At 29.1% G+C, this 13,875-nt stretch carries 13 protein-coding genes; 7 read left to right on the top strand and 6 right to left on the bottom strand.

Going from position 1 to position 13,875, the window contains the following annotated elements; genetic code table 11:
• The first annotated feature begins 58 nt into the window (after nt 1-58).
• Nucleotides 59-1,402, top strand: coding sequence for a DEAD/DEAH box helicase (locus tag ACH2BC_RS03085; protein ID WP_395052521.1), 1,344 nt, complete (start codon nt 59-61; stop codon nt 1,400-1,402).
• Between the two features lie 284 nt (nt 1,403-1,686).
• On the opposite strand, the gene ACH2BC_RS03080 is transcribed toward ACH2BC_RS03085, so the two are convergent.
• Nucleotides 1,687-2,739, bottom strand: coding sequence for an oxidoreductase (locus tag ACH2BC_RS03080; protein WP_395052520.1), 1,053 nt, complete (start codon nt 2,737-2,739; stop codon nt 1,687-1,689).
• A 126-nt stretch (nt 2,740-2,865) separates the two neighbouring features.
• Here ACH2BC_RS03080 and ACH2BC_RS03075 point away from each other — a divergent pair, with 126 nt between their 5' ends.
• From ACH2BC_RS03075 to ACH2BC_RS03060, 4 genes are all read left to right on the top strand, one after another.
• Entirely contained in the window at nt 2,866-3,996 is a 1,131-nt protein-coding gene (locus ACH2BC_RS03075) for a hypothetical protein (RefSeq protein ID WP_395052519.1), read from the top strand.
• Nucleotides 3,997-4,098: 102 nt separating this feature from the next.
• Nucleotides 4,099-6,084: a KUP/HAK/KT family potassium transporter gene (locus ACH2BC_RS03070; RefSeq protein WP_395052518.1), complete on the top strand. Its 1,986-nt coding sequence runs from the start codon at nt 4,099-4,101 to the stop codon at nt 6,082-6,084.
• Between the two features lie 119 nt (nt 6,085-6,203).
• A complete protein-coding gene (locus ACH2BC_RS03065; RefSeq protein ID WP_395052517.1) occupies nt 6,204-7,418 on the top strand; it encodes an RsmB/NOP family class I SAM-dependent RNA methyltransferase in 1,215 nt (404 codons plus the stop codon).
• Nucleotides 7,419-7,428: 10 nt separating this feature from the next.
• Nucleotides 7,429-8,520: an endonuclease gene (locus ACH2BC_RS03060; RefSeq protein WP_395052516.1), complete on the top strand. Its 1,092-nt coding sequence runs from the start codon at nt 7,429-7,431 to the stop codon at nt 8,518-8,520.
• Nucleotides 8,521-8,590: 70 nt separating this feature from the next.
• Here ACH2BC_RS03060 and ACH2BC_RS03055 read toward each other — a convergent pair whose 3' ends face one another.
• Both ACH2BC_RS03055 and ACH2BC_RS03050 read right to left on the bottom strand, forming a co-directional pair.
• The gene (locus ACH2BC_RS03055) at nt 8,591-9,631 is read right to left on the bottom strand and encodes an RluA family pseudouridine synthase (protein ID WP_395052515.1); all 1,041 of its coding nucleotides are present in this window, start codon (nt 9,629-9,631) and stop codon (nt 8,591-8,593) included.
• Nucleotides 9,624-10,250 (bottom strand): PASTA domain-containing protein, encoded by a 627-nt coding sequence (locus tag ACH2BC_RS03050; protein ID WP_395052514.1) that lies wholly within the window; start codon nt 10,248-10,250, stop codon nt 9,624-9,626. Before ACH2BC_RS03050 ends, ACH2BC_RS03055 begins: the two co-directional genes overlap by 8 nt.
• An 83-nt stretch (nt 10,251-10,333) precedes the next feature.
• Between ACH2BC_RS03050 and ACH2BC_RS03045 the strand changes: the two genes are divergently transcribed.
• Complete coding sequence (locus ACH2BC_RS03045; RefSeq protein ID WP_395052513.1) at nt 10,334-11,320, top strand: D-alanine--D-alanine ligase; 987 nt, start codon at nt 10,334-10,336, stop codon at nt 11,318-11,320.
• Nucleotides 11,321-11,345: 25 nt separating this feature from the next.
• Nucleotides 11,346-11,804: a pantetheine-phosphate adenylyltransferase gene (coaD, locus tag ACH2BC_RS03040; protein WP_395052512.1), complete on the top strand. Its 459-nt coding sequence runs from the start codon at nt 11,346-11,348 to the stop codon at nt 11,802-11,804.
• Nucleotides 11,805-11,965: 161 nt separating this feature from the next.
• Here the strand turns inward: coaD and ACH2BC_RS03035 are convergent, their stop codons facing one another.
• The 3 genes from ACH2BC_RS03035 to ACH2BC_RS03025 are packed head-to-tail and all read right to left on the bottom strand — an operon-like array spanning nt 11,966 to nt 13,469.
• The gene (locus ACH2BC_RS03035; RefSeq protein ID WP_395052511.1) at nt 11,966-12,472 is read right to left on the bottom strand and encodes a sensor of ECF-type sigma factor; all 507 of its coding nucleotides are present in this window, start codon (nt 12,470-12,472) and stop codon (nt 11,966-11,968) included.
• Nucleotides 12,473-12,482: 10 nt separating this feature from the next.
• Nucleotides 12,483-12,896 (bottom strand): hypothetical protein, encoded by a 414-nt coding sequence (locus tag ACH2BC_RS03030; RefSeq protein WP_395052510.1) that lies wholly within the window; start codon nt 12,894-12,896, stop codon nt 12,483-12,485.
• A gap of 30 nt (nt 12,897-12,926) precedes the next feature.
• A complete protein-coding gene (locus ACH2BC_RS03025; RefSeq protein WP_395052509.1) occupies nt 12,927-13,469 on the bottom strand; it encodes an RNA polymerase sigma factor in 543 nt (180 codons plus the stop codon).
• Between the last annotated feature and the right edge of the window lie 406 nt (nt 13,470-13,875).

The raw sequence follows: 13,875 nt of genomic DNA, 5'->3' as shown, positions 1-13,875 counted from the left end.
TGAAACCTACAACTTGAAACCTTAAACTCGAAACTTAAAAAAAACCTACCTTTGCAAAATGAATAAAAATATACATTCCAACAATTTACTTTTAAATCTTGGTATTGAAAGTTTAAATGAAATGCAAGAAATGGCACAAAATGCTATTTTAAATGATGCCAATATTTTATTACTTTCTCCAACTGGTTCTGGAAAAACGTTAGCTTTTTTACTTCCGATATTTGAAATGTTGCAACCAGAAATTGCTGGAGTTCAATGTTTAATTTTAGTTCCATCAAGAGAATTGGGTTTGCAAATTGAGCAAGTTTGGAAAAAAATGGGAACAGATTATAAGGTAAATGTCTGTTATGGCGGACATTCTATTGATACCGAAATTAAAAATTTATCTAATCCACCAGCTGTTTTAATTGGAACTCCAGGTAGAATTGCCGATCATATTGACAGAGCAACTTTTAAAACTGATAAAATTGAGACTTTAATTCTGGATGAATTTGATAAATCATTACAACTTGGTTTTCATGAGCAAATGTCTTTTATCATTGGAAAATTAACTAAATTAAATAAACGAGTTTTAGTTTCGGCAACGTCGGATATTGAAATTCCAAAATATACACGAGTAGTAAATCCAACAGTTTTAGATTTTATTCAAACAGAAGATGAGAATTCTAATTTGTCTTTAAAAATGGTAGTTTCTAAAGAAAAAGATAAAATTAATTCACTTTTTAACTTAATTTGTTCTTTAAAATCGCAATCGGCAATTGTTTTTTGTAATCATCGTGATGCTGCAGAACGAATTAGCGATTCGTTGAATGAAAAAGGAATTTATTCAACCTATTATCATGGCGGAATGGATCAAGACGAACGTGAACGAGCATTGATTCAGTTTAGAAACGGAAGTGTGAGTTATCTTGTTACAACAGATTTAGCCGCAAGAGGTTTGGATATTCCAGAAATGAAACACGTAATTCATTATCATTTACCATCAAAGGAAGATGAATTTACTCATAGAAATGGTAGAACTGCCAGAATGTTATCCTCAGGAACAGCTTACATAATTGCTCATGAAAGTGAGAAAAAAATGGAGTATTTAGATTATAAAATGACAGTTTTAAATGTTGATAATGCTAAGTCATTACCAAAACCACCAGAGTTTCAAACCATTTACATAAGTGGTGGAAAGAAAAATAAATTGAATAAAATTGATATTGTAGGTTTCTTTTCTCAAAAAGGAAAACTTGAAAAAGGTGATTTAGGATTGATAGAAGTAAAAGATTTTATTTCGTTTGCGGCAGTGAAATTCAATAAAGTAACTCCTTTGTTAGCCAATATTCGTGAAGAAAAAATGAAAGGTAAAAAGTTTAAAATTGAAGTGGCTCGAAAAGTTGTTAAGAAAGAAGAGTAGTTTTCTTAGTATTCAGTGATCAGTTTTTAGTGATCAGTTTTAAAATTTGCAGATTTTCAAAATTAAAATTCTACTAAAACTTTTAATTTTTAAAAAAGTGTCATTGATTTAAAAATTTTATTCGATTTGACAGAACACTAATTAGTGGTCATTTTTAAAATTTGCATATTTTCAAAATTAAAATTCTACTAAAACTTTTAATTTTTAAAAAAGTATCATTGATTTAAAAATTTTATTCGATTTAACTGAACACTGAATACTGAACACTGATCACTGAATACTACTTAATTCTTAAATAAAAGTTTCACAATTTTATCTTTTCCTGCGGCAATTGCAGTTGTATCATTTATAAATCGTATTGTATACAAGGTTGTGTCTGATGAAAATTGTTTCCAAGAATCACCGCTATCGCTAGAGTAAAATAAACCATTTAATCCTACACAAACCAATTGATTTCCGTTACTGTTTGGGACAAATTGAATGCAAGAAGCATATCCAAAACCTGTGTTTTCGCCAACCAATTTCCAAGTTTTTCCTCCATTTTTGGTTATCGCTTTGTTTTGAAAGTTTTGATTTGGTTTTTCATAATTTCCTCCAGCTATAAATCCTATTTTATCATTATAAAAATCGGCAGTAAAAATTCCGGTCATAGCTTCGCCTTGAACAATTGGAGTTTCATACACTTTCCAAGAATTTCCTTTATCCGAAGAAAAGAAAACTCTAGATTTTTTTCCGCCAGAAACTATCCAAGTATTATTGTCTTTAATAATTATATTGGTATTGCTTGCTGCAAATGCTGCTTCGCCTTCAATAATTTTAGGTAATTTTTCACACGGAATTTTGTTCCAAGTTGCTCCGCCATCACGAGTTACAATAATGCAAAAACAATTTTCTATTGGATCGCCAATTGCAATTCCTTCGTTATCGTTCCAAAACTGCATGCTATCATAAAATACTTTTTCATTTTTTTCTTCATATACTAATTTCTTTTGAACCAAATCTTTAGAAAACTTATATAACAAAGCAGGATTTCCTACGTTTAAAATAAAAATTGAATTGGTTGTTTGTGCAATACTTCTAAATTCCATTTTAATAGAATCTTTATTTAATTGACGTTGCATTTTATTTTCATCAATAATGCTTAAAAATCCAACTCTGTTTTTATCTGCAGCGTACCAAATCTTATTATTAGAAACTGTAATTGCTCTTATGCTAATTTTATCAATTAGAATTGTATCAATTTTTACAGATGTAAAGATTTTTTCTGTTGCAATATTAGATGATTTACAAGAAATTAAAACAACAGAAATTAATAGCAGGCATAGCGTTTTATTCATAATAATAGTTATTAATTTGATGCTAATATACAAATAGTAATTGTTAATGATTTGTGAATACAGATTATTGGCACAAAAATTGGAATGCTCAAAAAGTATGCTATTATAAACTAAAATATATTTATTATGAAATCCAAATTATTTTTATCATCGTTATTGAGTTTGCTTTTCGCAAGTTCATTGGTTGCTCAAGATAGAACAACAGTTAACGCAACAAGTTCTGAAATAAGTGACAATCTCGATTTGAGAGCAGTTGCATCAATTTTTGGAGATTCTAAAGATCTAGAAGATTTTGAAAGACGTTTAAATGATCCAGAAACACAAATTTCTAATTTAGATTTAAACAATGATAATCAAGTAGATTATTTACGAGTTATAGAATCTGTAGAAGGAAACACGCATTTAATTGTTGTACAATCTGTAATTGGAAGAGATGTTTTTCAAGATGTAGCGACAGTTGAAGTTGAAAAAGATAGAAATAATAATGTACAAGTTCAAGTAGTTGGTGATGTTTATATGTATGGTTCAAATTATATTTATGAACCAGTTTATGTTACTAGACCAATTATATATACTCATTTTTGGGCTCCAGTTTACACGCCTTATTATTCTTCTTGGTATTGGGATTATTATCCAACGTATTACACATTTTGGAATCCTTGTCCAATTTTTAGATACAGACATAATGTTGGACTTTGGATAAACTTTAGCCACAGTTATAATTATTCTTATACTAGAAGATGTGAAGTTGCCTACAATAATTATTATGGAAGAAGAAGTAATGGTTATGAAAGACAATATCCAAATCGTTCGTTTTCAGATAGAAATTCTGGATACAGTAATCGTCGTGAATTAGAAGTTGCAAGACCAACTAGAGATGTTGCTTTTGCAAATGATAGAAATACTACTAGAAATAATGCGAATACACCAGTAAGAAATTCTACTACAAGAAATAACAATTCAACAGTTAGAGAATCAGGAACTATTAGAACATCTGAAAATACACCAGTAAGAAATTCAACAACAAGAAATAACAATTCAACAGTTAGAGAATCTGGAACTATTAGAACATCTGAAAATACACCAGTAAGAAATTCTAATGCATCACCAAGACAATCTGTAGAACAAAGACAAAGTTCAACCCAGCAAAGAAGTTACGAATCTGCTCCAAGACCAAGTACTCCACAAGCATCTTCTTCTAGAAGTTCTGGTGGTTCATCTAGAGGAAATTCAGAAACTAGAGCAAGCAGAAGATAAATCTTATAAAATTAAATCTAAAAGCACTGAAAAATATTCGGTGCTTTTTTTATTTCAATTATTTAAAAGTGATACCTTTGTACTCTTTTTTAATAAATATATATGAGTTCTCAAAATCATAATCAACTTCATTCAAAACTTTCGGCTGCAGGTTTACTTATTACATTAGGAATTATTTATGGTGACATTGGTACATCGCCACTTTATGTAATGAAATCTATAATTGGCGGATATGCAATTTCTAGAGACATTGTTTTAGGTGGAATTTCATGTGTGTTTTGGACATTAACATTACAAACTACTTTAAAATATGTTATAATAACCTTGAGCGCAGACAATCATGGCGAAGGAGGAATTTTTGCATTGTATGCACTAGTAAAAAGAACAAAAGTTCAATGGCTAATTGTGCCAGCAATTATTGGCGGAAGCGCACTACTTGCAGATGGAATAATTACGCCACCAATTTCTGTTTCTGCAGCGGTTGAAGGTATAAAAACATTTTATCCTTCAATGACAACTGAAAATATACAGATAATTGTAATATGTATTTTATTTTTACTATTTACTATTCAACAGTTTGGTTCTAAGTTAGTTGGAAAGTTTTTTGCGCCAATAATGTTATTGTGGTTTACAATGCTTGGAGTTTTAGGTATAATTCAAATATCAAATGATTTTTCTGTTTTTAATGCTATAAATCCATATTATGCCTATGAGTTATTGATGATTCACCCAGAAGGATTCTTTGTACTTGGAGCAGTTTTTTTATGTACTACCGGAGCAGAAGCATTATACTCTGATATGGGACACTGTGGTAGAAAAAATATAAGAATAAGTTGGATTTTTGTTAAAATAATGTTGCTTCTAAACTATTTTGGTCAAGGCGCTTATTTAATAAGTCAAGAAGGTAAAACATTAATTCAATTAGGTGGAGTTGATGGAAATCCATTTTATTTAATGATGGAAACATGGTTTCAGCCAATAGGAGTAATAATTGCAACAATGGCAGCTGTAATTGCTTCTCAAGCTTTAATAAGTGGTTCATTTACATTGATAAATGAAGCAATGAGATTGAATTTTTGGCCTAAAGTAAAAATAAAATATCCAACTGAGTTGAAAGGGCAACTTTACATTCCATCTATAAACTGGTTACTGTTTTTAGGATGCGTTGGAATTGTTTTATATTTTAAAAAATCCAGTGAAATGGAGCATGCTTATGGATTAGCAATTGTACTTTGCATGATTATGACAACGGTATTGTTAAATTTTTATTTAATAATGAAAAGAGTAAAATGGTATTTTATTGGTGCACTAATTTCAATTTATTTAGTAATAGAACTTAGTTTTTTAGCAGCAATTTTACCTAAATTTATTCATGGTGGTTTTGTAACTTTAATTATTGCTATAGTTTTAATTTCTATAATGGCAACTTGGTATATGGCCAAAAAAATAAGCCATAGTTATACTAAAATTGTAAAGATTAATGATTACAAAAAAGTACTTGCAGAGTTGAGTGTAGATTTATCAATTCCAAAATATGCAACACATTTAGTATACATGACTAATGCTAATAGAGTTGAAGAAATTGAAGAGAAAGTAATGTATTCTATTCTTCAAAAACGACCAAAACGTGCTGATATTTATTGGTTTGTACATGTTAATATTTTAAATGAACCTTACAAAAAAGAATTTAGAGTTACTCCGATAGTAATTGACGATATTTATAGAATTGATTTTTATTTGGGCTTTAGAGAACCTACTAAAATAAATCTTATGTTTAAAGAAGTAATTAAAGATATGGTTAAAAATGGAGAAGTAGATATTACAAGTAGGTATGAGTCATTAAATAAAAATAATATTATTGGCGATTTTAAATTTGTTCTGTCTGAGAAATTTCTTTCTAACGATAGTGATTTAACTTTCTTTGAAAAAGTGGTTATGAATTCCTATTTCTTAATGAAAAAATTTAGTTTATCTGAACAAAAAGGTTTTGGATTAGATAATAGCTCTGTTAAAATAGAACAATTTCCAATGGTTCTTCACGCTCCAGAAATTATAAATATGAAACGAAGAGAATGTCCTGTTGATTAATTAATTAAATAGCATTTCAACAATTTTAAAGAAGTATTCTAAAAATCTAAAAAGGTTTTACAGAATACTTCTTTGTTTCTAGTAAAAAGCAATACCTTTGCACGCTGATTTTTAATACCATGAGATTACACCGAAATTTAGTTTACACCACAATAGATTCTTTAAATGCAATATTTAATGAAGCAGAATATGCTGATAAAGTAGTTGCAAGAGCACTAAAAAAAGATAAACGTTGGGGAAGTTCTGATAGAAAATTTGTTGCCGAAACCATTTATGAAGTCGTTAGATGGAAAAGACTTTATGCTGAAATAGCTGAGGTTAAAGAACCATATACTAGAGATAATATTTGGAGAATGTTTGCCACTTGGGCAGTTTTAAGAGGTTACCCAATTCCAGATTGGAAACAACTTGAAGGAACACCAGAACGCAAAATTAAAGGAAGATTTGATGAATTGTCTAAAATTAGAGCAATAAAAGAATCTATTCCAGATTGGATGGATGAACTTGGTGTTAAAGAACTTGGAGAAAAAGTTTGGAGTAAAGAAATTACAGCTCAAAACCAACAAGCTAAAGTTATTCTTAGAGTAAATACTTTAAAAACAACCAAAGAAAAATTACGTGCTACTTTAATGGATTTGAATATTGAAACCGAATTTATTAAAGACAATACAGACGCTTTAGTTTTAAAAGAAAGAGCCAATGTTTTTTTAACAGATGCTTTTAGAGAAGGAATGTTTGAAGTACAAGATGCATCGTCGCAACTTGTAGCAGCATTTTTAGATGTAAAACCAGGAATGAGAGTTGTTGATACTTGTGCTGGCGCAGGCGGAAAAACATTACACATGGCATCTTTGATGGAAAATAAAGGTCAATTAATTGCAATGGATTTGTATGAAAGCAAACTAAAACAATTAAAATTAAGAGCCAAAAGAAATGGTGCTTTTAATATTGAATATAAAATTATAGATTCTACCAAAGTAATAAAAAAATTACATGAAAAAGCAGATAGAGTTTTAATTGATGCGCCTTGTAGCGGACTTGGAGTATTAAAAAGAAATCCAGATGCTAAGTGGAAATTACAACCAGAATTTATTGAAAACATAAAAAAAATTCAAGCTGAGGTTTTAGAAAGCTATTCTAAAATTGTTAAGCCAGGAGGAAAATTAGTATATGCAACTTGTTCAATTTTACCATCAGAAAATCAAGAACAAATTAAACATTTTTTAACTACTGATATTGGTAAAAGTTTTACCTTTGTTAAGGATTCTAAATTATTGGCATCAGAAGATGGTTATGATGGATTTTACATGGCATTATTAGAACGAAAATTATAAAAAACCCCAAATGAAAAAAAACTTTACCCTACTAGTATTTTTACTTATTTTTTCAATAGGTTATTCTCAAGTTCCTTCAGGATATTACAACACTGCAACTGGAACAGGTTATACTTTAAAAACGCAATTGTATAACATAATTAATAATCATGTAGATCAAGGTTATTCGGGTTTATATACAACTTATTTAACTTCTGATAAAGATTTTTTTTACGAAAATGATGGTACATTATTAGATATGTATACTGAAAATCCTACTGGACCAGAATGTTCATTTACTTATGGAACAAACCAAGATGATGGTTCTGGAGGAACAGCAGAATGTGAAAAGTATAACAGAGAACATATAATTCCACAATCTGTTTTTGGTAGTGGAGTTACACCAATGTATTCTGATGCTCATTCTGTAGTACCATCAGATAAATATGTAAATGCTCAACGTGGTAATTTTCCATATGGAAGGGTAAACATAGCTACTAATACTTACACCAATGGAGGAAAAAAAGGTAATAATTTAGATTCAGGATATTCTGCTGGATATTCTAGCACGGTTTTTGAACCTATAGATGCCTTTAAAGGAGATATTGCAAGAATGATTTTATATTTTGCCACACGTTATGAAAACGAAGTTGGTAGCTGGACTTATACTATGTTTAACGGAACTTCCAACCAAGTTTTTACTACGACTTCATTAAATATTTTAATAACTTGGCATAATAATGATCCAGTTAGCAATAGAGAAATAGTGCGAAATAATGCAATTTATAATCGTCAAGGAAATAGAAATCCATTTATAGATCGTCCAGAATATGTATGTCAAATATGGGCTTCTGCTTGTGCAGCACTTAGTAATCCAACTATTGAATTTGCTTCAATAAGTGTTTATCCAAATCCAACTACCGATAACAAAATTAATATTGATAGTGAAATTGCAATTGAAGAAATTCAATTAATAAACATCAACGGTCAAATTATAAAAGAAATTAAAAATCCAATTTTTACAAATAATTCCTATTCTTTAGAAAATTTGCCTCAAGGATTTTACTTCTTAAAGTTAACATCTAACAATCAATCTTTAGTTAAAAAAGTTGTTATAAATTAATATTTTTAGAAATAAAAAGTATAAAAAAATACCTCATAAATTTTATGAGGTATTTTTTTATGTAAAAATTTTATTCTTCTTCTTCAACTTCGTGAGAGTTGGTATAACTACGCCATTTATCAATGCAATCTGCCATATCTTTTGGGATTTCAGTATCAAAACGCATAAATTCTCTAGTTGTCGGATGTTCAAATCCTAACGTTTTTGCGTGCAATGCTTGTCGAGGCAAAGTTTTAAAACAATTGTCTATAAATTGTTTGTATTTTGTAAAAGTGGTTCCTTTTAAAATTAAATTTCCACCATAACGTTCGTCATTAAAAATAGTATGACCAATATGTTTTAAATGAACACGAATTTGATGTGTTCTTCCAGTTTCCAATTTGCAAGAAATTAATGTAACATAACCTAATCTTTCAAGAACTTTATAATGTGTTATTGCTGGCTTTCCAATTTCAGGATCGGCAAAAACCGCCATTTGCATTCTATCTTTTACATGTCGTGCAATATTTCCTTCAATTGTTCCTTCTTCTTCTTTTACATTTCCCCAAACTAGTGCAATGTATTCTCTTTCAGATGTTTTAGCTTCAAATTGTTTGGCTAAATGTGTCATTGCAGCATCAGTTTTTGCTACAACCAAAAGTCCTGATGTATCTTTATCAATTCTATGAACTAATCCTGGTCGTTCAGAACTATTTAAGGGTAAATTATCAAAATGATAGGCCAATGCATTTACCAATGTTCCAGTATAATTTCCGTGTCCTGGATGAACTACAAATCCTGGAGGTTTATTAATTACCAATAATGCATCGTCTTCATAAACAATATCTAAAGGAATATTTTCTGGTAAAATAGTATTGTCATAAGGTGGATGTGTAAGCATAATGCGAACTACATCTAATGGTTTTACTTTGTAATTCGATTTTACAGCAACATCATTAACATAAATATCACCATTTGTAGCAGCATTTTGAATTTTATTTCTAGTAGCATTCTGAATAAAACCCATCAAAAATTTATCTATTCGTAAAAGCGCTTGACCTTTAGGAACTTCAACCTTAAAATGTTCAAATAAATCGTCTTCTAGTTCTGGAACTTCGTTGTTATTATTCATTCGGAATGGTGTCTAATATCTTTTTTTCAGCTTCTTGAACTATAGAATCGGTTTCAGTTTCATCAAATACTACTTTTCCGTCACCAAGAACTAAATCAATCTTGGTAGATTTTAAAACTTTCATACCTTGTTTAACTTCTTTTCCGTTCATCATCATCTTTAAAACCATGTCTTTTCCAAGATATGGAACATAAGTAATTGTACCTTCTTGAAGTCCAATTGCTTTTAATGTTGGCACAGCTTGACGATAGGTTTTCTCAATTAAATCTGGTATTGCAACCATTTTATATGTAGCAGCATTTATTTTTAAATAAATTGTTCTTCCACCTTTTACTTTAGATCCAGCAGTTGGTTCTTGTTGTACAATTGTAAGTTTTGGAAAATTTGGTCTATAATCTACAGTATCAATAATTTCATAAGTTAAATTAAGAGCATCTAGTTTATCTTCAACTTGTTCTGGTGTAAGTTTTGCCAAATTTGGAACTGTAGTTTCATCACCATGATTGGTCACAAAAGTTATCCAGTGAAAAAACAAATAGGTTACAACTGCAAGAATAGCAATTGCTGCAAGTAATTGTGCAAAAAAGACGCGACTAGTGAGATATTTTGTAAAACTCATATAAAATTTATTTATCGCAAAGATATAATTTTTAGTATCAACATTTATGCTATTTTTGTGTAGTAATTAAAATAAAATATTCAATGAACGTAGCAGTAGTTATGGGCGGATATTCTGATGAATCAGTAATATCTTTGCGAAGTGGACAATTAATTCTGAATCATATTAATAAAACAAAATACAACTCATTTGAAATTCATATTTTAAAAGATGCTTGGTATTGTTTACTTGATGGAGAAAAATTTCCAATTAACAAAGCCGATTTTTCATTTGACAAAGAAAACACAACTACAAAATTCGATGTAATTTTAAACACTGTTCATGGTACACCAGGAGAAGATGGACATTTACAAGCGTATTGGGAATTGCTTGACATTCCATATTCTGGTTGCAATTATTATCAATCTAGTTTAACTTTTAACAAGCGCGATACACTTTCTGTCTTGTCTAAATTTGATATTCCAAAAGCCAAATCTATTTATATTTCTAAAGGTGATGCAATTAATCCGAACCAAATCATTGACGAATTGGAATTGCCATTTTTTGTAAAACCCAATCAATCTGGAAGTTCGCTTGGCGTTTCTAAAGTTGATAAAATTGAAGATTTGAATAAAGCATTAGAATTTGCTTTCGCCGAAGACAATGATATTTTAATAGAATCCTATTTAAAAGGAAGAGAAGTTTCGGTTGGAGTTTTAAAATACAAAGGAGAAACTAAAGTATTAGGAATTACAGAAATACTTTCTCAGAATAATTTCTTCGATTATGAAGCTAAATATTTAGGTAAATCGGAAGAAATTACGCCGGCAAAATTAGATTTAGAAATAGAAAATAAAGTTATTGAAACGGCCAAAAAAGTGTATGAAGCACTTGGAATGTCTGGATTTTCTAGAACAGATTTTATAATTATGAATGATGTTCCACATTTTATAGAAATTAATACTAATCCAGGTTTATCTCCACAAAGTATTTTTCCGCAACAGGCAACATTTGCTAAAATTGAAATGATAGATTTGTTGGATAATGAAATAGAATTGGCTTTGAAAAGAAAACCTATTTGGAAAAAATAAAATTTTAATTAGAAATTTTTAAATTATGAAAAAAGCACTATTTCCAGGTTCGTTTGATCCAATTACACTTGGACATTTTGATATTATTAAAAGAAGTTTACCACTTTTTGATGAAATAATTGTTGCCATTGGTGTTAATGCAGAAAAGAAATATATGTTTTCACTTGAAGATAGAAAACGTTTTATCGAAGAAGCTTTCGCTGATGAACCAAAGGTTTCTGTAATAACTTATGAAGGATTGACAATAGATTTATGTAGAAAACTAAAAGCGCAATTTATACTTCGTGGATTAAGAAATCCAGCCGATTTTGAATTTGAAAAAGCCATTGCGCACACCAACAGAAGATTGTCTAAAATTGAAACTGTTTTTCTTTTAACAGCAGCCAAAACCTCTTATATTTCTTCGAGTATCGTAAGAGATGTTATTAGAAATGGTGGCGAATATGAAATGCTTGTACCTGATTCTGTGAGAGTTGTAAAATAGTTGTGAGTTGTGAGTTTTGAGTTGTGTGTTATGGTTTAACTATACTTCTTCTTTCATAATGTAAGTAGTGATCACAATTTCTAATTATTTTATAAACATAAAATCTGTCAAAACTTAAAATTATAAACTCACAACTCAAAACTCATAACTCACAACAAAAATTAGCGTTTAACTTTTTTATCACGATACTGTTGTAATAATTTTTTGCTAAAATCTTCTTCAGCTTTTTTAAGTTTTAAAATTTTTACTGCAGGTAAAACTCCTTTTAAACTCGCAACAAATTTTTTCTTTAATTGATGTAATTCCTCATCATTACTTTCCATTTGATTTAGAATAGTTGTTGCTTCTTTTTCGGTTAGTTTATCAATAGAATCTTCTTTAGATCTATCTATAAAACTTTTCATTTTCTGTTTTCTTATTTCTTGTTGTTTCTCGTCAAATGCATTGTACAGAGGCCAGAATTTTGCAGCTTCATCACTAGTTAAATTTAATTCAGTAGTAATATAAGCTATTTTTAACGCTTTAATTTGTTCCTTTTTTTCTTTAAAATCTCCTTTTCTTTGTCCAAAAGAAACAATTGATAATAATAAAAGTAATGCAGTTATAAATTTAATTTTACACATATTTTTAGTTTTACTTTTTTGGAATTCGTTACTCTTTAATTTCATAATTATTTTTTTAGTTTGTAATATAATTTTCAATATTTGAATCCTCTAAAATTGCATTTTCAAGTGTTGCATCATCTAGAGAAGTTTCTTGTTTCAAGTTCGCAATATCACCATCGTCTAGCAAATTTATAATGTCATCATCAGTAATTGTCGAATGGTTAGAAATGTAATATTCAAGTTCTGTATTGTAATTTTCATCAGCATTTTCATTAAATATATTCATTACAAGAATTGTAAATGCTATAACCAAAATTGCTGCAACACTGTAAAACCAATTTTTATTTCTACCATAAAACGAAATCACTTTAGGTTCTTCAACTGCTAATTTCGCTAACAATCTGCTAGAAAAATCATCAAAGTAGTTGTCTGGAGTTTTAAATCCAGTAGCTATTTTTGGGTTAGTTTCAATTTTAAAATCATTCATATATATAAGACAATTAATAATGTAAAAGGTTTAATTGGTTTTCATAAAATCTTCAATTTTTTTCACAGCAATATGATACGATGCTTTTAATGCACCAACAGAAGTTCCAAGAATTTCGCTCATATTTTCATATTTTAACTCTTGAAAATACTTCATTTTAAAAACCAATTGTTGTTTTTCTGGTAAAAGCGCTATTGCTTTTTGCAACTTTATCTCAATTTCATTTCCGTTAAAGTATACGTCGCTTTGCAAATTTTCTACAATTTTACTTTGCATTTCTTGGCTTGTAGTGCTGTTTCGCTTGGCTTTACTGTTTATAAAAGTAATCGCTTCATTGGTTGCAATTCTATACATCCACGAAAAAAGTTTGCTTTCACCTTTAAAATTTTTCAAATATTGAAACACTTTTATAAACGTATTTTGCAACACATCATCAGCATCATCGTGGTTTAAAACAATAGTTCTAATATGATTGTACAAAGGTTTTTGAAAATCGCGCACCAATTTTACAAACGCAACATTTTGCGTCTGCGGATGCAATAATTCTTTTATAAAATCCTTTTCGTCTTGCAAAGTCACAATTTAACTATTAGAATAAAGATACTTGAAAAGGTTTAATCTGAACTTGTTTCAGATTCTTTTTAAAATATTTTAGAACTTGTTTCAGATTCTTTTTAAAATATTTTAGAACTTGTTTCAGATTCTTTTTAATATATTTTAGAACTTGTTTCAGATTCTTTTTAATATATTTTAGAACTTGTTTCAGATTCTTTTTTAAAATATTTTAGAACTTGTTTCAGATTCTTTTTAAAATATATTGATTTACTCTGAACTTGTTTCAGATACTTTTTAATATATTTTAGAACTTGTTTCAAATTCTTTTTTAATTTATTTTAGAAGCAAATGTTTTGGGAATAGTTATAATCCATTTTCCAGCTTTCCATTGCAATCTTTGGTTGCGGTTTTAGCAAATCGAAAA

The sequence above is a fragment of the Flavobacterium sp. genome, assembly GCF_043760115.1.
Classification (GTDB): Bacteria; Bacteroidota; Bacteroidia; order Flavobacteriales; family Flavobacteriaceae; genus Flavobacterium.
Note: the sequence above shows the minus strand (reverse complement) of the source record. Positions and strands in the feature narration are given on the sequence as shown.

What these genes read in the sequence shown, in the direction of transcription:
- coaD (WP_395052512.1), top strand. Translation starts at nt 11,346, where the DNA reads ATGAAAAAAGCACTATTTCCAGGTTCGTTTGATCCAATTACACTTGGA.
- ACH2BC_RS03070 (WP_395052518.1), top strand. Translation starts at nt 4,099, where the DNA reads ATGAGTTCTCAAAATCATAATCAACTTCATTCAAAACTTTCGGCTGCA.
- ACH2BC_RS03035 (WP_395052511.1), bottom strand. Translation starts at nt 12,472, where the DNA reads ATGAAATTAAAGAGTAACGAATTCCAAAAAAGTAAAACTAAAAATATG.
- ACH2BC_RS03030 (WP_395052510.1), bottom strand. Translation starts at nt 12,896, where the DNA reads ATGAATGATTTTAAAATTGAAACTAACCCAAAAATAGCTACTGGATTT.
- ACH2BC_RS03045 (WP_395052513.1), top strand. Translation starts at nt 10,334, where the DNA reads ATGAACGTAGCAGTAGTTATGGGCGGATATTCTGATGAATCAGTAATA.
- ACH2BC_RS03060 (WP_395052516.1), top strand. Translation starts at nt 7,429, where the DNA reads ATGAAAAAAAACTTTACCCTACTAGTATTTTTACTTATTTTTTCAATA.
- ACH2BC_RS03080 (WP_395052520.1), bottom strand. Translation starts at nt 2,739, where the DNA reads ATGAATAAAACGCTATGCCTGCTATTAATTTCTGTTGTTTTAATTTCT.
- ACH2BC_RS03055 (WP_395052515.1), bottom strand. Translation starts at nt 9,631, where the DNA reads ATGAATAATAACAACGAAGTTCCAGAACTAGAAGACGATTTATTTGAA.
- ACH2BC_RS03075 (WP_395052519.1), top strand. Translation starts at nt 2,866, where the DNA reads ATGAAATCCAAATTATTTTTATCATCGTTATTGAGTTTGCTTTTCGCA.
- ACH2BC_RS03085 (WP_395052521.1), top strand. Translation starts at nt 59, where the DNA reads ATGAATAAAAATATACATTCCAACAATTTACTTTTAAATCTTGGTATT.
- ACH2BC_RS03050 (WP_395052514.1), bottom strand. Translation starts at nt 10,250, where the DNA reads ATGAGTTTTACAAAATATCTCACTAGTCGCGTCTTTTTTGCACAATTA.
- ACH2BC_RS03065 (WP_395052517.1), top strand. Translation starts at nt 6,204, where the DNA reads ATGAGATTACACCGAAATTTAGTTTACACCACAATAGATTCTTTAAAT.